Consider the following 16237-nt stretch of genomic DNA (forward strand, 5'->3'; position numbering starts at 1 on the left):
TTATGCTTGTGGCTTGCGTAGGTAACCATAAACCACACCACTTACAATTGCACCAACCAGGACAGAGGCAAGGTAAAGGAGGGCATTTGAAGTAAGGGCGATAACGAAGATTCCTCCGTGTGGCGCCATGAGTTTGATTCCTGCAAGACCAACAAGTCCTCCTGCTACTGCAGAACCAAGGATGAAGCTTGGAATCGCACGAGCTGGGTCAGCGGCACCAAATGGAATCGCACCCTCAGTGATAAATGACAAGCCCATGATGATATTTGTCAAACCAGAGTTGCGTTCTTCTTTGGTAAATTTGTCTTTGAAAAGAAGGGTTGCGACAAAGATTGCAAGTGGAGGCACCATTCCTCCAGCCATAACTGCTGCCATGGCTACAGAACCGCCTGAAGAAACAGTCGCTGCAAGCGTACCTGTACCAAAGACATAGGCTGCTTTATTGACAGGTCCACCCATATCAACAGCCATCATACCACCAAGAACGATACCGAGAAGGACCGCTGAGCCTCCTCCAAGTCCGCCAAGGAAGTCATTCATAGCAGTGTTGATTGCTGCCATTGGAATGTTGACAGCCAGCATGACAAATCCTGTCAAAATAGTTCCAAGAAGTGGCAAGAGAAGGATTGATTTAGCACCTTCAAGTGAACGGGGAACTTTAACGTATTTCTTGATAGCAAGAACCAAAGCTCCTGCGATAAATCCACCAACAAGGGCACCTAGGAAACCAGATGATACACCTGCAAGAGTTGAAGTTGCTTCACCACCTGCGGCATAAGGAATTTTACCAAAGGCAAAACCTTCTTTGGCAATAGCACCAGCCACAAAACCAGCTACCAAACCTGGTTTTTCAGCAATAGAGTAGGCTACATAACCAGCAAAGACTGGAAGCATCAAGCCAAAGGCAGCCCCACCGATTTTCATGAACATGGAAGCTAGCTCATGGTAGGATCCGAGATTGCCAAGACTATCCTGTGGCACACCAAAAGCTCCGTCGATCAAGAAAGCAAGGGCAATCATGATACCACCACCGATAACGAATGGCAACATTTGAGATACACCACTCATCAAGTGTTTGTAGAAAGCACCACCGATACTTTGTTTTTCATTGCTTGCTGTTGTAGCTTTTGCTCCATTAGTTGCACGATAAACTTCAGCATCTCCTGAAAGAGCCAAGTTGATCAACTCTTCCGTCTTACGGATACCGTCAGCAACTGGACGATTAATCAATGGTTTGCCATCGAAACGATCCATCTCGACCGCCTTGTCTGCTGCGATGATAACAGCTTTAGCCTTACGGATGTCTTCTGCAGTTAGTTGGTTACCTACACCACTAGCACCGTTGGTTTCAACCTTGATACCAACACCCATTTCAGCGGCAACCTTTTGAAGGGCCTCTTGGGCCATGTAAGTGTGGGCAATACCTGTTGTACAAGCTGTAACAGCTACGATAAAGTCGCCAGAGTCATTAGCAGGTACTGAGATAGGCTCCTCAGCTTTTTCTGAAGCTTGGTTAAATAGTTCGATAACTTGATCTGCAGATGTTACTTGGCGAAGTTTGTCAGCAAAACCGTCTTTCATCAAGTATTGAGACAATTCTGCCAAGGCTGCTAAGTGAGTATCATTTGCACCTTCTGGAGCAGCAATCATGAAGAAGAGGTCTGTTGGTTGCCCATCCAAGCTCTCATAGTCAACACCCTTGTTTGACTTGGCAAAGAGAACTGTTGCTTCTTTGACAGCAGAGTTTTTACTGTGAGGCATAGCGATTCCATCACCCAAACCAGTAGAAGTTAGAGCTTCACGCGCTAAGATTCCTTCTTTAAAGATTTCAAAATCCGTCACATAACCGTGATCTACCAAGCTATGAATCATCTCTTCGATAGCTGCTGTTTTTTCAGTCGCCTGCAAATCCAGCAACATGACATCTTTTCTCAATAGGTCTTGAATTTTCATCGTTTTTCTACCTCAACTTTTTCATATGTTTCTTTAATAAATTCCGCTGTTGCCAAGTCATCCGAGAAGGTAGTTGCTGTTCCACAAGCTACTCCCCACTTGAAGGCTTCTACTGCGTCTTTTGATTTGACAAATTCACCGGTAAATCCAGCAACCATAGAGTCACCAGCACCAACTGAATTTTTGACCGTTCCCTTGATAGGTTTTGCGAAGTAAGCTCCTTCAGATGTGATAAGGAGGGCACCGTCCCCAGCCATGGAGATGATAACGTTTTGAGCACCTTTAGCTAACAATTCTCGAGCATATTTCTCGATTTCATCTAAACTTTCAAGTTTCACTCCAAAGATAGCTCCAAGTTCGTGATTGTTTGGTTTAACCAAAAGTGGCTGGTAGTCTAAACTATCAATCAAGGTCTGTCCTTCAAAGTCACAAACCACTTGCGCACCAGTCTGGCGTGTCAATGCAATCAAATCCTTATAGATAACATTGCCTAGGTTCTTAGCGCTTGAACCTGCAAACACAACCGTATCTTCTGCTGTCAAACTAGATAAAATAGCTTTCAATTCTTCTAGCTGAGCTGGTTCCACATTTGGACCCGTTCCATTGATTTCTGTTTCTTGGTCTGCTTTGATTTTAACATTGATACGAGTATCTTCTGCTACTTGGACAAAACGTGTTTCGATTTCCTCTTCTGCTAGAGTATCTGTGATAAATTTACCAGTAAATCCTCCGATAAATCCAGTCGCTGTATTTGGAATACCCAAGCGTTTCAAGACACGACTGACATTGATTCCTTTCCCACCAGCAAACTTATCATCACTGTCCATACGATTGACACTACCGACTTGAACTTGGTCCAAGCGCACGATATAGTCAATGGATGGATTGAGTGTGACTGTATAAATCATACTTCTATTACCTCCGTTTTCTCCTTAATAGCCTGCAAGAGCTCATGCCCTTGACTTGTAATAACAATGGCGCGTTTAAGTGGTGCTACCTTGGCAAAGCAAGTTTGTCCAATCTTAGACGAATCAACCAAGACATAGGTTTGTTTGGCATTCTCTAAAATAGCACGCTTAACGGCTCCCTCCTCCATATCAGGAGTCGTATAATAACCATCGTCGACACCATTCATCCCGATAAAGGCACGGTCAAAGTGCAATTGATTGATTTGGTTAAGAGCCACTCCACCGATACATGCATCTGTTGCCATCTTGACACTTCCTCCAACCATGACAGTTGGAATCTGTTTTTCAACCAACTGAACTGCATGGTGAATGGAGTTGGTCACAACTGTAATATTCTTATTAACCAATTCCTTGATTAAAAAAGCAGTTGTTGTGCCAGCATCGATAAAGATAACATCTTTCTCCTTAATAAGAGAGGCTGCTTTCTGAGCCAGTAGCTTCTTCTCTTGAAGGTTTTTGACAGATTTTTCTTGGATGGTTTCTTCTTCCTGCAAGGAGTGGGGTAATTCTGCTCCACCATGCACACGGCGAAGCTTGTTTTCCGCCTCCAACTCATCCAAATCTCTTCGTACCGTTGATTCTGATGTTTCTAATAGATTAACCAATTTTTCTAGGGAAACTACATGATGTTGATTTAACTCCTCTAAAATCAGTTGCTTCCGCTCAGTTTTTAACACCAAATCACCTCCTGTTATCGTTTACACTATTCATTCTAGCACAATTTCTATCAAAGTCAAGCATTTTTTATCATTTTCTTTCAAATTCTATCATTTTCCTTATTTCCAAAATTTTTATTGCAAGATAAGTGGCTTTATGGTAGACTATTTGAGTAAGTATTGGAAGATTACTCAAGAGGCTTAAGAGGCCGTGTTGGAAACGCGGTAGGCGTGTAACAGCGTGCGTGGGTTCGAATCCCATGTCTTCCGTAGAAAAACAAAAACTGCATTTCGGTGCAGTTTTTTATCACAAGTATTTAAAAATCAAATAATACAAACACTATATGATTTCATAAAACAAAAGGATATAGATTTCTAGGATACGACAAAAATGTTGTATCCTTTTTTAGCAAAAGAATACCAAGGAATACAAAAGGCAAAAACAAAAAACGTTGATTTAACAACGTTTTTCCAAGGTTGGTGAAAGAATAATGGAGCCGGTGGGAGTCGAACCCACGTCCAAACACCTGCCAACATATTTGTCTACAACCATAGGTTATGTATTGTTTTAACAGTCCCTCGACACATAACTCAAGCCTAGGAACTGCGAGTCTATTAATCTCTTATCAAACCACTAGACAAGGCTTGATCGTATCTCGCTAATCATAAGACCTGTCATTGAACACGAGCAATTCAAATCAGGTCACGCCTGCTGGTTTTTAGGCAGCTAAAGCGTAAGAAGTGTTATTTTTTGCAGTTATATTTAACTGAGCGTTTACGTCGCCACACGGGTTGCAAAATATGCCTCATAATGCCTGTCGAATCCGTAACGACCCCAAAAGACGATAGAACCATTATAACCTATCTTCATGAAAAATGCAAAATCAAGCCACCTCTTTAGAAAAGAACCCCTTTTAAGGCTTCCGATAAGGCTTGATAACCGGCTACACTTAGATGGAGGCCATCTGTTGTATAGTCTTTTTTGAGTTGTCCTTCTGAATCTATCAAACTATCATAAACAGGCACAAAATCTACCTGCATATAGGCGGATGTTAGAGCCTCATAGGCTTGATTCCATTCTCTAATCTTTTCATTGGTTCGGATATAAACAGTCTGCTTGTATTTCTCTCCCTCATTGACTGGCAGAATAGAAAGGAGCTTTATTTGTGACAACGGATAATCTCGGGCAATTGATTGGATAACTCGCTCAAGATTATCCAAAGCTTCATTCAAGGGAATATCTTTCCCAATATCATTTGTCCCAATTAAGAGAACAATTTGATCCACAGCATCACCATAAAGATGGGCGTCTAGATTCTCTAATAAAAGTCTCGTCTGGTAGCCTCGGATGCCACGATTAACAATCGTCTTGGCAGTTCCCAACAACTCTTGAAGAGGGCAATACTCCACTATCGAATCACCAATAAAGATGATATCTGGCTCTAGAACAGATACTTGATTCAATTCACGATACTTGGTTTGAATCTTTGCCTGCTCCTTTAAGAGCCAATTCTCTAATAACTGTACTGCCACCTTATCCCTCTTTCTCTAACCAATTTTCTAGAACTTGATACACACCCGCCTGGCTGTTGGCTGGTGCCAGGGCAGTCGCAACTGCCTTGACATTATCATCTGCATTTTCCATCGCATAGGCAATTCCAGCCAGCTCTAACATTTCAATATCGTTTTCGCTATCACCAAAAGCCATGATTTGTTCTGATGTCAAATCCCAGCGCTTGAGTAATTCTTCCAATCCCCAAGCCTTGTGAACCCCAGCCTGTAGGATATCGATACAACCATAACCACTGGAAACAGCTCTTACATGCCCATTAAAGAGGTCATTTATTTCCCGCAAAACAGAACTAGAGCGTTCTTCACCGACGACCATACTCATCTTTAACACTCCACCGAAGAGGCCCGAGCTGAGCTCTTCAACAAAGTTTGTATGCCGATAGAGTTTTTCAATCATCTCAGGAGTCATAAATTTATCAAGTTCTGTAAAAACAGTTCCTTTCTTGACAAAACTCCCGTTCATACTAGTGACAACAAATTGATCTCGACACTCCCTCCCTTTAAAATGAACTAAAGCCTTGTCAACCATAGCATTATCCCAGATCTGTGCTTGAATCAGTTTATTATTTTCAAAAATACGCGCCCCATTGGCAACGACTAGGACAACTCTACTCGCCAAATGTTTAAGCAATTGTCTCATACGATGAACTTCATTCCCCGTCGCAATGACAAAACGGATATCCCTTTGATCCAGCTGATCTAAAATCTTTTCCAAGCGGGGCAGATCCAGCTGACCTCTCGGGTCTAGCAAGGTTCCATCCATGTCTGTTGCAATTAATTTAATCGTCATCCTATCTCCTTTAGGGTGAGCACCTACCACTTCAACCCTACATGTTCATTCATTTCTTTATAGGCCGTGTCAATTCGTTCCTTGGTCGCCTCGTCCAACTGATCACGATGACTGCCTCCCTCGATGAAGTCCTCTAGGATATAGGTCTGATAGAGGAAGAGCGGATAGCCTTCTGGAGAGTAAGTACCTTTTGGAGTTCGATTAACCCAAGTTGGATGCGCTTTAGCAGTTTCAATCCTTGTCTTGCCATCTTTTTTCTTAATGGTCACATCCATGAGAACTCCTCGCTCCGTCCACTTGGCATTTTCCTCGTCTTGCATGGTTTCAATGCGCTGGTTTGAGAGGAAATTCCCCATGGAGTAGATGATCAATTTTTTGTCACCATCTTTTTCAACGGTTTCAGCAGGTTCAACGACATGAGGATGCCCTCCAAAGATAATATCAGCTCCCCAGTCAATCATCTTATGGTACAGTGTTTTCTGTTCTTCCGTCGGTTCTAGCTGGTACTCAATTCCCATCTGAGGCATGATGACAGTAATATCCGCCTCTTGCTCAGCTCGTTCGATTTCCGCCTTCATCTTATCTTCATTCAGGTCAGAAAGATAGCGATTATAATCCTCTTGAGAGATATACTGCTCAATGCCATTAAAACCGTAAGAATAGGCTAGGAGAGCTACCTTGATACCATTGACTTCCTTGATAACTAGTGGAGCTTGGTCACGGGATTCATGTGTGTAGACTCCTATGGGTGTCATCCCTGCCTTTTCAATAGCTTCTGCTGTCGAAACCACTCCCTCAATTTGAGAATCCAAGATGTGATTATGAGCCAAGTCTAGAACTTGGTAGCCTGCATCCTTGATCGCATCCATGACTTCCCCTGGTGCATTAAAGAGAGGATAGCCTGCCAAGTAGTGGTCCTTGTTCACCGTTCCTTCAAAGTCACCAAGCACTAAATCCGCTTGTTTGAGCCAGGGTTTTACATACTCAAAATTTTCATGGAAATCATAGGTTCCATCTTCTTTCAGAGCTGTTCGGTAGATAGGAATATGGTAGAGAAGGTCACCATTTGCCATGATACGAGCTGTCGTTTCGGCAGACTGATTTTCCTTAGACTGACTAGACGTCTGAGCAGAATCAACTGTTTGACCACTCGGACTTGTTCCCTTGTTCCCTTGTACTGCTTGGGTCAACAAGTTCAGCCCCATAGACAAGGAAACTGCAAGCAACAGCACCGTAATAAACTGGGCATTTGTCCAAGATTTATAATTCCTAAAGAAACCAATACTACTCTTCAACAATCCAAAAATAGGACCATGAGACCATCTATCTTGTCGCTTTTCCATCTTTATTCCCCCCTTGCTTTTACTGCAAGTCTTTTCTTTTATTATACCACAGACAAAAGAGGAATACCGTTTATTATATTATTTTTTAGGAACTTCTGTGACTTTCTTTCTCGCCTATTTTGTGTTATCATGTAGAGGTAATGAAAGGAGAGAAAATGTCTGCTATAGAACGTATTACAAAAGCTGCTCATTTAATTAATATGAACGATATTATCCGTGAGGGGAACCCAACTTTACGCGCGGTTGCTGAGGAGGTCACTTTCCCACTGTCTGACCAGGAAATCATCCTTGGAGAAAAGATGATGCAATTCCTCAAAAATTCTCAGGATCCTGTTATGGCTGAGAAAATGGGCTTGCGTGGTGGTGTTGGATTGGCTGCTCCTCAGTTAGATATCTCAAAACGCATTATCGCTGTTTTAGTGCCAAATATTGTGGAAGAAGGTGAAACTCCTCAGGAAGCCTACGACCTGCAAGCTGTTATGTACAATCCAAAAATCGTCTCTCACTCTGTTCAGGACGCCGCCCTCGGTGAAGGAGAAGGGTGCCTATCTGTCGACCGTGTAGTTCCAGGCTATGTTGTTCGTCATGCCCGCGTCACTGTTGACTACTTTGACAAGGACGGCGAAAAACACCGCATCAAGCTTAAAGGATACAACTCCATCGTTGTCCAACATGAAATTGATCACATCAACGGAATCATGTTCTACGATCGTATCAATGAAAAAGACCCATTTGCAGTTAAAGATGGTTTACTGATTCTTGAATAAAGAAAATCCCGTTGCAAGACGGGGTTTTGTGTTATAATAGAGGCATGAAAACAAATGATATTGTCTATGGCGTCCATGCCGTTACTGAAGCCCTCCTTGAAAATACAGGAAACAAACTCTACCTCCAAGAAGATCTAAGGGGAAAGAATGTTGAGAGAGTCAAGGAACTGGCTGCTGAGAAAAAAGTCTCCATCTCTTGGACCTCAAAAAAATCCCTATCTGAGATGACCGAAGGCGCTGTTCACCAAGGCTTTGTCCTAAGAGTCTCTGAATTTGCCTATAGCGAGCTGGATCACATCCTTGCAAAAACACGCCAAGAAGAAAATCCACTTCTATTGATTCTGGATGGTCTAACTGACCCTCACAACTTAGGTTCTATCTTAAGGACTGCTGATGCGACCAATGTTTCAGGTGTCATCATTCCCAAGCACCGTGCCGTCGGAGTGACTCCTGTCGTTGCCAAAACGGCCACAGGTGCTATTGAGCATGTACCGATTGCGCGAGTGACCAACCTCAGTCAAACTCTAGACAAACTCAAGGATGAAGGCTTCTGGACCTTTGGAACGGATATGAACGGTACTCCTTGCCACAAGTGGAATACAAAAGGAAAAATCGCCCTCATCATCGGAAATGAAGGAAAAGGCATCTCTAGCAACATCAAAAAACAGGTTGATGAGATGATTACCATTCCCATGAATGGACATGTTCAAAGCCTCAATGCCAGTGTTGCTGCAGCCATTCTCATGTACGAAGTTTTCCGAAATAGACTATAAAAAAAGTTTCCAGTCATCTGATTGGAAACTTTTTTATGATTATACTCAATGAAAATCAAAGAGCAAACTAGGAAGCTAGCTTAAGACAGCTCAAAGCACTGCTTTGAGGTTGTGGATAGAACTGACGAAGTCAGTACCCATACCTACGGCAAGGCGAAGCTGACGTGGTTTGAAGAGATTTTCGAAGTGTATTAACTATGTTCTGTAATAAATTTGTAAGCTTCTTGACCAGCGATAGCCCCATCTCCAACTGCTGTTGTTACTTGGCGAAGGTCTTTCTGGCGAACATCTCCAACCGCAAAGATACCGTCAACGGCAGTTTTCATGTGGTTATCTGTCACAATCCAGCCAGCCTGATCTTGAATATTCAAATCTTTGACAAAATCGCTAACGGGATCCAAACCAACATAGATAAAGACACCACCAAAGGCTTGCTCTGTTATTTGACCTGTTTTTACATTTTCAAATACGACAGATTCTACTCGGTTTTCACCTTTGATTTCCTTGACGACAGAGTCCCAGATAAAGTTGACTTTCTCATTAGCAAAGGCACGGTCTTGCAACACCTTTTGGGCACGAAGTTGGTCGCGACGGTGAACAATGGTAACAGTCTTGGCAAAGCGAGTCAAGAAGAGGGCTTCTTCTACCGCTGAATCTCCACCACCGACTACGAGCAAGTCTTGGTCACGGAAGAAAGCTCCATCACAGACTGCACAGTAAGAAACACCACGACTGTTCAGTTCTTCTTCTCCGGGAACTCCCAAAAGACGGTGTTTTGACCCAGTTGCCACGATGACAGTACGGGTTTCGTAAACTTGATCATCAGTGATTACCTTCTTATAGTCACCCTTGTCTTCAATATTTTCAACATAGCCATAAAGATGCTCTACTCCAAGGTTTTCAAGTGGTTCAAACATCTTTTCAGCCAATTCAGGTCCACTGATATTGGCATAACCTGGATAGTTTTCGATATCAGATGTGTTATTCATTTGCCCGCCTGGCAGACCACCTTCAATCAAGCCTACTTTCAGATTGCTTCGAGCAGCATATAAGGCAGCGGTCATTCCCGCAGGTCCAGCACCGATAATAATCGTATCGTACATTTCGATTCCTTCTTTCTTGTTGTAACTATCTTTATTCTAACTTATTCTTGCTAGTCACGCAAGGATTATGCCTTGAAAACCAAGAGCAAACTCATGACGGCAAAGGATAACACCGGAACGACCAAAACTCCAATCATAATCATATCATAGAGATGAGCTTGACGAGCCTTGGCTGTCTTGTCCACACCAGACATGGCTCTCAATCCAATCCAAATCCCCAGAAAAATCACGACAAGGATGGTCGTTAAGATCAAACTCTCGAAATATAAAGAAAACAGTTGCAGCAGCATGATCTCTCTCGTTTCTATCTTTTTTAAAGAGTAAACTCAGCTAGTCCAACTAACTGAGTTTTCCTTTTTCTATTATATCAAATATAAGTCCGTTTGTAACTAGCGAAGAATTCTTTTGTCCGTTCTTCTTTTGGATGATTGATGATTTCATCCGGTGTGCCAGACTCGATGATTTTCCCTTTATCTAGGAATAAAACCTTGTCTGCCACTTGGGTTACAAAAGACATATCATGACTGACCAAAATCATGGTCTGACCTGACTTGGCAGCATCTGCAATAGACTTTTCTACTTCACCGACCAACTCCGGGTCAAGGGCTGAAGTGGGCTCGTCCAAGAGCAAGACATCTGGTTTCATAGCAAGCGCACGCGCGAGGGCAACCCGTTGCTTTTGTCCACCTGATAAGTGGCGAGGGTAATGGTTTTCACGGTCAGAAAGACCAACTTTAGCCAACTCTTCCTTGGCGATTTTTGTTGCTTCCTCATCCGATAATTTCTTGACAACAACCAAACCTTCCTTAACATTGTCAAGAGCAGTTCGGCGTTCAAACAAATTAAACTGTTGGAAAACCATAGACAACTTGCGACGAAGGGTTAGGATTTCTTCTTGGCTAATCTGAGAAAAATCAACTTTAAAATTGTCAATCTGAATCGTTCCACTATCTGGAGTTTCAAGATAGTTCAAACTACGAAGAAAGGTTGATTTCCCAGCTCCAGATGAACCAATCAAGGCCACTACCTCCCCTTTTTGGATATCCAAGTCCAGATGATCCAAGACAGTTTGTCCTGAAAAGGATTTGCTTAAATTCGAAATCTTAATCATTAACGAAGGTCTCCTTTCACATCTGTTTGCACTGTATCAGGTGCAGAAATAGCCATTTTTCTCTCGATGAAACGACCGAGGCTTTCAATTCCGATATTGACTACCCAATAAACAAGGGCTACGGAGATGAAACGCTCAAAGTAACGATAATCTGCTCCACCCAAAATCTGAGCTTGAGCAAAAACTTCGACAACACCCGCACTAAAGGCTAGAGAAGTTCCCTTGGTCAAACCGATAAGAGAGTTAATCAAAGTCGGTGTCGCTACCACCGCCGCATTTGGAATAATCACGCGACGATAAACTTGAGCACGAGTCATACCCAGACTACGCGCCGCCTCAATTTCACCTGGATTAACAGAAAGGATGGCTGCACGAATCGTTTCACTTGCATAAGCCGCCTCATTAAAAGCAAAGGCCACAATCGCAAAAAGCGCTGCTGGAATCGCATTGATATTGAAACCAGTGCCCCATTGTTGGTTGATAGCTTTCAGTGCCAAAGGAATTCCGTAGTAGGTCAACATAAGTTGAACTAGGATTGGAGTACCTTTTAAGAAGCTAACGAAAAAGGCCTGCAAGGGATATAGAATTTTAACACGATTGATCTTAACAATGGCAAAAATCAAGGCAAGTAGCAAACCAAAGAGTGCACCTCCAAGTGTCAACATCAAGGTTGTAGGCAGTTGTTGGACAATCCTTGGAATTCCATCAAAGACCGAACGCAAACTAAAGAGTTTACCATCCGGAATGAGTTGCATCAAACTTTGGTACCAATCTGATGCTAAAAATGTTGTAACAGTCATAAAAACATCCTCTCCTGATAATGATTCATTCTATCATACTTCTGCTCGCAAGCAAATTATTTGCTACGGGCTACTCAGACTTTGTCTATCTTCTAGTTTATCACACTTTAAAACAGGGAGGCTATATATTTTACCTATCAAGGAGATAAATAAAAACTATCTCAAACCTAAGTTCTCATAGGGTTTTCTATAGCCGATTTGTTTAACAGCACCATTCTCCACCAAAATTGGACGTTTCAATAACATACCATCACTCGCTAGAAGCTTGGCTGCTTCTTGTTTTGACAAACTTCCCACCTTATCTTTTAGATCCAGTTCGCGGTATTTGATCCCGCTAGTATTGAAAAATTGTTTCACTTCAAAACCGGAAGTTTCCAACCAGTTCAAAATCACATCTTCACTTGGTGTTTCTTCTACGATGTGGACATCTTGGTATTCCAGTCCAAGTTTATCCAATTCATTTTTTGCTTTCTTACAAGTTGAACATTTTGGGTATTCGATAAATTCTAACATCTGCTTTTCTTTCTATTTTTTATTTTCTTGAAATGCTGCACCTTCATGTTGCAAGAGCCAGGCTTTCTTTTCGACTCCCGATGCATAGCCTGTCAGACGATTGCCTGATCCCAGCACACGGTGACAGGGTACGAGGATGGACCAAGGATTACGCCCCACTGCTCCGCCAATCGCTTGGGCAGAATCCACCTGCAAATCTTTCGCTATTTGACCGTAAGTCACTGTTTGACCATAAGGAATGCTCTGTAAGTAGGCCCAGACCCGCTTTTCAAAATCTGTTCCAATAGGAGCCAAAGGTAAGTCAGATATATCCTGAACACTGCCTTCGAAATAGATATCTAAATAGAAAATAACTTGCTCTAATACAGGGTGGCTAACAACTTCTTCTATCGTTTCATCCCCTAATCCCCTCTCAAAATACTTCTGGTCCTGCACCCAAATTCCATACAGATATTGCTCGTCAGCAACCAAGGACAAGGTTCCAATTGGCGACGAGTAGAACATTTTTACGTACTTTTTTTGCTTCATTTTTTTAATTTCTGATAGGCCAAACGTTCCCCATCAACTGGAACCTTACCGACCTGTTGGAAGCCTAGTTTTTCAAAGACATGCAGCATAGCCTTGTTTTCTGCATGCGTATCTGAACGAAAATCTAGGTAATCAAATCCTTCAATCAAGCCTTCTAGGAAAGTCTGAGCAACTCCCTGTCCTTGGACATCTGCTGCCACAGCGATACGGTGAAAAACCAGATATTCTGGTTCTCCCCCTTGCCAACTTCCTTCATAAATGGCTTCATAGGCTTCCTCTGGACTCTTGGTCACAGCAGCATAGGCCAGCAGTTCTCCTTCTTCCAAGGCCACATAGGCTTGGCCTGAGATGATATCATCAATAATGATATCTGCATTTGGATAGCCATTTTGCCACTGGTCGCTACCAGACTTTGCTAAGCACTTTTTGGCATCCTCCATCACCTGCATAATCGCATCCACTTCGTTTGGGAAAGCTAAACGAATCTCCATCTTTTCCCCTCATTTCTAACTATTTTCTCTCATCATAGCATAATTTAAAGCTTTCTACAAGCAGTTGAAACTTGACTTTTGTTTTTTATTATTTTATAATCTAGTTATCGAAACTAGATAAAAAGGAGTTGGAAATGAATTCTAACTTTTCCTACCCAAAATGGGAAGACATTCCAAACATTGACCTCTATCTGGATCAAGTTTTACTTTATGTCAATCAGGTCTGTGCCCCTATCTCTCCAGATAAGGACAAGGGACTAACAGCATCTATGGTCAATAACTATGTCAAACATGGTTACCTGACAAAGCCAGACAAGAAAAAATACCAACGCAAACAGATCGCCCGTTTGATTGCCATCACCACTCTCAAGTCTGTCTTTTCGATCCAAGAAATCGCTCAGACCCTTAATACTCTGCAAACTCAAGCGAGCTCAGACCAGCTCTACGATGCTTTTGTGGACTACATGAACCATGGGATTGATCCAGAAAATCCTATTATCCAAACCAGCTGTCAAACGGTTAAACTCTATCATCAAACTCTAGACTTAATCCTTAGCAAAGAAGAGGAGGAAATCCAATGAACACCAGCCTAAAGCTCAGTAAAAAACTCAGTTTTGGAGAGGAAATTGCTAATAGCGTGACCCATGCTGTAGGTGCAGTTATCATGCTCATCCTACTCCCTATTTCATCCACCTATAGTTATGAAGCACATGGATTTTTATCGTCTTTTGGCGTTTCTATCTTTGTTATCAGTCTATTTCTCATGTTCCTCTCGTCAACCATTTACCACTCTATGGCCTATGGTTCAACCCACAAATACGTCTTGCGGATCATCGACCATTCTATGATTTATGTGGCTATCGCAGGCTCTTATACGCCGGTCGTATTGACTTTGATGAATAACTGGTTTGGCTATCTGATCATTGCCATTCAGTGGGGAACAACTATCTTTGGCATCCTCTATAAAATCTTTGCTAAAAAGGTCAATGAGAAATTCAGCCTTGCCCTTTACCTGATTATGGGCTGGTTGGTTCTGGCTATCATTCCTGCCATCATTAGTCAAACAACGCCAATTTTCTGGAGTCTCATGGTAACTGGTGGGCTCTGTTATACAGTTGGAGCTGGATTTTACGCTAAGAAAAAACCTTATTTCCACATGATCTGGCATCTCTTTATCCTAGCAGCATCTGCACTCCAATATATCGCGATTGTTTATTACATGTAAAAAAGTTGAGAATCTTTTCTCAACTTTTTTCTTTACACATATTGATAAAGTACTGGTGCAAGCGAACATCGTCTGTTAACTCAGGATGAAAAGAGGTCACCAGCATATTTTTTTCTTGAGCTGCAACGATTTGATCATCAACTGTTGCTAGGATTTCCACACCCTCTCCAACACTGCTGATAATTGGTCCGCGGATAAAGATCATTGGAATCTTGCCAACTCCCTTACATTCTGCTTCTGTATAAAAACTTCCTAGTTGACGCCCATAGGCATTGCGCTCAACTACTATGTCCATAGTCGCTAGATGACTTTCTTCCTGAGAAATAATTTCCTTAGCCAGCAAAATCAAGCCCGCACAAGTACCAAAAACGGGAAGGCCAGATAAAATAGCTTCTCGGATTGGAGCCAGCATCTGCTGGTCACGCAAGAGTTTGCCCATTGTCGTAGACTCACCACCAGGTAAAATCAAACCAGACAAGTCACTCTGATGCAGTTGAAAATCATCTAAGTTTCTAATTTCAACACTTGGGACACCTAATTTATCTAGCACTTTTTCATGCTCTTCAAAGGCGCCTTGCAAGGCCAATATTCCAATTTTCATCTATTTTCCTCGCTCTGCCATAAGAATTTGGATTTCATTCTCATTGATACCAACCATGGCTTCCCCTAGATCTTCAGAGATTTGAGCCAGAATTTGAGGATTTTGGTAGTTGGTTACGGCCTTAACAATAGCACTTGCTCGTTTAACAGGGTCGCCTGATTTGAAAATACCTGAACCGACAAAGACGCCCTCTGCCCCCAATTGCATCATTAACGCAGCATCTGCTGGTGTTGCCACACCTCCGGCTGCGAAGTTGACAACTGGTAATTTTCCATGTTGGTGGACGTATTGGACTAATTCAACAGGGACTTGCAAGTCCTTGGCAGCCACATAGAGCTCATCTTCACGGAGGTTTTGAATGCGGCGAATTTCTTGATTCATCATACGCATATGACGAACAGCTTGAACGATGTCTCCTGTACCCGGTTCTCCCTTGGTACGAATCATGGAAGCTCCTTCAGCGATACGACGCAAGGCTTCACCCAAATCCTTAGCTCCACAGACAAAAGGAACTTGGAATTCTTTCTTGTCCACATGGAAACGATCGTCTGCTGGAGACAGCACTTCACTCTCATCGATATAGTCAATCTCAATAGCCTCTAAAATCTGAGCTTCGACAAAATGCCCGATTCTGACCTTGGCCATCACTGGAATACTGACCGCTTCTTGAATTTCCTTAATCATCTTTGGATCACTCATACGAGAAACTCCACCAGCTGCACGAATATCAGCTGGAATCAGTTCCAAGGCCATAACAGCTGCCGCACCAGCAGCCTCTGCGATACGAGCCTGTTCAGGGTTCTGAACGTCCATGATAACCCCACCTTTGAGCATCTGTGCCAAGTTTTTATTTAGTTCATAACGATTTTCAGTCATTTCTTAATCCTCATCATTTGTATTGGTAGCTACCATTTCATTTTAAGCCAGATTAGAATGAAGTACAAGATAGAAAAACAATAATTGTATGGGTACAGATTGATACTCAATGAAAATCAAAGAGCAAACTAGGAAGCTAGCCGCAGGCTGTACTTGAGTACGGTAAG

The 16237-nt window shown here is 42.4% G+C and carries 19 protein-coding genes, 1 tRNA gene and 1 other RNA gene; 5 read left to right on the forward strand and 16 right to left on the reverse strand.

The genetic code is table 11. The features are described from left to right. The 3 genes from HMPREF1516_RS00190 to HMPREF1516_RS00200 are packed head-to-tail and all read right to left on the reverse strand — an operon-like array spanning position 1 to position 3598. Positions 1-1953, reverse strand: coding sequence for a PTS fructose transporter subunit IIABC (locus HMPREF1516_RS00190; RefSeq protein ID WP_033605540.1), 1953 nt, complete (start codon positions 1951-1953; stop codon positions 1-3). After that, positions 1950-2861, reverse strand: a complete 912-nt coding sequence (gene pfkB / locus HMPREF1516_RS00195; protein WP_000640816.1) for a 1-phosphofructokinase — start codon at positions 2859-2861, stop codon at positions 1950-1952. Before pfkB ends, HMPREF1516_RS00190 begins: the two co-directional genes overlap by 4 nt. Continuing rightward, a complete protein-coding gene (locus HMPREF1516_RS00200) occupies positions 2858-3598 on the reverse strand; it encodes a DeoR/GlpR family DNA-binding transcription regulator (RefSeq protein WP_002877167.1) in 741 nt (246 codons plus the stop codon). The genes pfkB and HMPREF1516_RS00200 overlap by 4 nt, the downstream gene beginning before the upstream one ends. 161 nt (positions 3599-3759) lie before the next feature. Here HMPREF1516_RS00200 and HMPREF1516_RS00205 point away from each other — a divergent pair. Next, positions 3760-3847: transfer RNA gene (locus tag HMPREF1516_RS00205), tRNA-Ser, on the forward strand. A gap of 219 nt (positions 3848-4066) precedes the next feature. Here HMPREF1516_RS00205 and ssrA read toward each other — a convergent pair. The 4 genes from ssrA to HMPREF1516_RS09680 form a co-directional block, all read right to left on the reverse strand. Continuing rightward, positions 4067-4414: a transfer-messenger RNA gene (gene ssrA, locus HMPREF1516_RS09675) on the reverse strand. Positions 4415-4474: 60 nt separating this feature from the next. Next, entirely contained in the window at positions 4475-5110 is a 636-nt protein-coding gene (locus tag HMPREF1516_RS00210) for an SGNH/GDSL hydrolase family protein (RefSeq protein WP_000290625.1), read from the reverse strand. A 1-nt stretch (position 5111) separates the two neighbouring features. After that, positions 5112-5939 carry a Cof-type HAD-IIB family hydrolase gene (locus tag HMPREF1516_RS00215; protein ID WP_000152918.1) on the reverse strand — a complete coding sequence of 276 codons (828 nt, stop codon included), beginning with the start codon at positions 5937-5939 and terminating at the stop codon, positions 5112-5114. 23 nt (positions 5940-5962) lie between these two features. Next, entirely contained in the window at positions 5963-7282 is a 1320-nt protein-coding gene (locus tag HMPREF1516_RS09680) for a CapA family protein (protein ID WP_000415552.1), read from the reverse strand. 155 nt (positions 7283-7437) lie between these two features. Here HMPREF1516_RS09680 and def point away from each other — a divergent pair, with 155 nt between their 5' ends. After that, positions 7438-8049, forward strand: a complete 612-nt coding sequence (def, locus tag HMPREF1516_RS00230; protein WP_001272964.1) for a peptide deformylase — start codon at positions 7438-7440, stop codon at positions 8047-8049. Between the two features lie 44 nt (positions 8050-8093). Next, complete coding sequence (gene rlmB, locus HMPREF1516_RS00235) at positions 8094-8822, forward strand: 23S rRNA (guanosine(2251)-2'-O)-methyltransferase RlmB (protein ID WP_000855767.1); 729 nt, start codon at positions 8094-8096, stop codon at positions 8820-8822. A gap of 191 nt (positions 8823-9013) precedes the next feature. Here the strand turns inward: rlmB and trxB are convergent, their stop codons facing one another. From trxB to HMPREF1516_RS00270, 7 genes are all read right to left on the reverse strand, one after another. Further along, positions 9014-9925, reverse strand: coding sequence for a thioredoxin-disulfide reductase (gene trxB / locus HMPREF1516_RS00240; protein ID WP_000272337.1), 912 nt, complete (start codon positions 9923-9925; stop codon positions 9014-9016). Between the two features lie 65 nt (positions 9926-9990). Beyond that, positions 9991-10215 carry a DUF4059 family protein gene (locus HMPREF1516_RS00245; protein WP_000926603.1) on the reverse strand — a complete coding sequence of 75 codons (225 nt, stop codon included), beginning with the start codon at positions 10213-10215 and terminating at the stop codon, positions 9991-9993. A gap of 77 nt (positions 10216-10292) precedes the next feature. Next, positions 10293-11036, reverse strand: a complete 744-nt coding sequence (locus HMPREF1516_RS00250; protein WP_000590976.1) for an amino acid ABC transporter ATP-binding protein — start codon at positions 11034-11036, stop codon at positions 10293-10295. After that, positions 11036-11836 carry an amino acid ABC transporter permease gene (locus HMPREF1516_RS00255; protein WP_000219161.1) on the reverse strand — a complete coding sequence of 267 codons (801 nt, stop codon included), beginning with the start codon at positions 11834-11836 and terminating at the stop codon, positions 11036-11038. The genes HMPREF1516_RS00250 and HMPREF1516_RS00255 overlap by 1 nt, the downstream gene beginning before the upstream one ends. Before the next feature lie 156 nt (positions 11837-11992). Beyond that, on the reverse strand, positions 11993-12349 hold the full coding sequence (locus HMPREF1516_RS00260) for an arsenate reductase family protein (protein ID WP_000889065.1): 357 nt from the start codon (positions 12347-12349) through the stop codon (positions 11993-11995). A 12-nt stretch (positions 12350-12361) separates the two neighbouring features. Then, a complete protein-coding gene (locus HMPREF1516_RS00265; protein ID WP_033605541.1) occupies positions 12362-12877 on the reverse strand; it encodes a methylated-DNA--[protein]-cysteine S-methyltransferase in 516 nt (171 codons plus the stop codon). Further along, positions 12874-13368, reverse strand: a complete 495-nt coding sequence (locus HMPREF1516_RS00270) for a GNAT family N-acetyltransferase (RefSeq protein WP_033605542.1) — start codon at positions 13366-13368, stop codon at positions 12874-12876. The genes HMPREF1516_RS00265 and HMPREF1516_RS00270 overlap by 4 nt, the downstream gene beginning before the upstream one ends. 134 nt (positions 13369-13502) lie before the next feature. Here HMPREF1516_RS00270 and HMPREF1516_RS00275 point away from each other — a divergent pair, with 134 nt between their 5' ends. Next, complete coding sequence (locus HMPREF1516_RS00275; RefSeq protein WP_001087579.1) at positions 13503-13949, forward strand: DUF1836 domain-containing protein; 447 nt, start codon at positions 13503-13505, stop codon at positions 13947-13949. After that, positions 13946-14593 (forward strand): PAQR family membrane homeostasis protein TrhA, encoded by a 648-nt coding sequence (gene trhA, locus HMPREF1516_RS00280; protein WP_001097972.1) that lies wholly within the window; start codon positions 13946-13948, stop codon positions 14591-14593. Before HMPREF1516_RS00275 ends, trhA begins: the two co-directional genes overlap by 4 nt. Before the next feature lie 19 nt (positions 14594-14612). Here the strand turns inward: trhA and pdxT are convergent, their stop codons facing one another. After that, positions 14613-15194: a pyridoxal 5'-phosphate synthase glutaminase subunit PdxT gene (gene pdxT, locus HMPREF1516_RS00285; RefSeq protein ID WP_033605543.1), complete on the reverse strand. Its 582-nt coding sequence runs from the start codon at positions 15192-15194 to the stop codon at positions 14613-14615. Then, positions 15195-16070, reverse strand: coding sequence for a pyridoxal 5'-phosphate synthase lyase subunit PdxS (gene pdxS / locus HMPREF1516_RS00290; protein WP_033605544.1), 876 nt, complete (start codon positions 16068-16070; stop codon positions 15195-15197). It abuts the gene before it with no gap. Positions 16071-16237 lie beyond the last annotated feature (167 nt).

This window comes from Streptococcus sp. CM6 (assembly GCF_000526095.1).
Lineage (GTDB): Bacteria > Bacillota > Bacilli > Lactobacillales > Streptococcaceae > Streptococcus > Streptococcus oralis_BW.

Excerpts from the sequence above, each read along its gene's own strand:
- HMPREF1516_RS00190 (WP_033605540.1), bottom strand. The coding sequence starts at position 1,953 with ATGAAAATTCAAGACCTATTGAGAAAAGATGTCATGTTGCTGGATTTG.
- pfkB (WP_000640816.1), bottom strand. The coding sequence starts at position 2,861 with ATGATTTATACAGTCACACTCAATCCATCCATTGACTATATCGTGCGC.
- HMPREF1516_RS00215 (WP_000152918.1), bottom strand. The coding sequence starts at position 5,939 with ATGACGATTAAATTAATTGCAACAGACATGGATGGAACCTTGCTAGAC.
- HMPREF1516_RS09680 (WP_000415552.1), bottom strand. The coding sequence starts at position 7,282 with ATGGAAAAGCGACAAGATAGATGGTCTCATGGTCCTATTTTTGGATTG.
- def (WP_001272964.1), top strand. The coding sequence starts at position 7,438 with ATGTCTGCTATAGAACGTATTACAAAAGCTGCTCATTTAATTAATATG.
- rlmB (WP_000855767.1), top strand. The coding sequence starts at position 8,094 with ATGAAAACAAATGATATTGTCTATGGCGTCCATGCCGTTACTGAAGCC.
- trxB (WP_000272337.1), bottom strand. The coding sequence starts at position 9,925 with ATGTACGATACGATTATTATCGGTGCTGGACCTGCGGGAATGACCGCT.
- HMPREF1516_RS00245 (WP_000926603.1), bottom strand. The coding sequence starts at position 10,215 with ATGCTGCTGCAACTGTTTTCTTTATATTTCGAGAGTTTGATCTTAACG.
- HMPREF1516_RS00250 (WP_000590976.1), bottom strand. The coding sequence starts at position 11,036 with ATGATTAAGATTTCGAATTTAAGCAAATCCTTTTCAGGACAAACTGTC.
- HMPREF1516_RS00255 (WP_000219161.1), bottom strand. The coding sequence starts at position 11,836 with ATGACTGTTACAACATTTTTAGCATCAGATTGGTACCAAAGTTTGATG.
- HMPREF1516_RS00260 (WP_000889065.1), bottom strand. The coding sequence starts at position 12,349 with ATGTTAGAATTTATCGAATACCCAAAATGTTCAACTTGTAAGAAAGCA.
- HMPREF1516_RS00265 (WP_033605541.1), bottom strand. The coding sequence starts at position 12,877 with ATGAAGCAAAAAAAGTACGTAAAAATGTTCTACTCGTCGCCAATTGGA.
- HMPREF1516_RS00270 (WP_033605542.1), bottom strand. The coding sequence starts at position 13,368 with ATGGAGATTCGTTTAGCTTTCCCAAACGAAGTGGATGCGATTATGCAG.
- HMPREF1516_RS00275 (WP_001087579.1), top strand. The coding sequence starts at position 13,503 with ATGAATTCTAACTTTTCCTACCCAAAATGGGAAGACATTCCAAACATT.
- trhA (WP_001097972.1), top strand. The coding sequence starts at position 13,946 with ATGAACACCAGCCTAAAGCTCAGTAAAAAACTCAGTTTTGGAGAGGAA.
- pdxT (WP_033605543.1), bottom strand. The coding sequence starts at position 15,194 with ATGAAAATTGGAATATTGGCCTTGCAAGGCGCCTTTGAAGAGCATGAA.
- pdxS (WP_033605544.1), bottom strand. The coding sequence starts at position 16,070 with ATGACTGAAAATCGTTATGAACTAAATAAAAACTTGGCACAGATGCTC.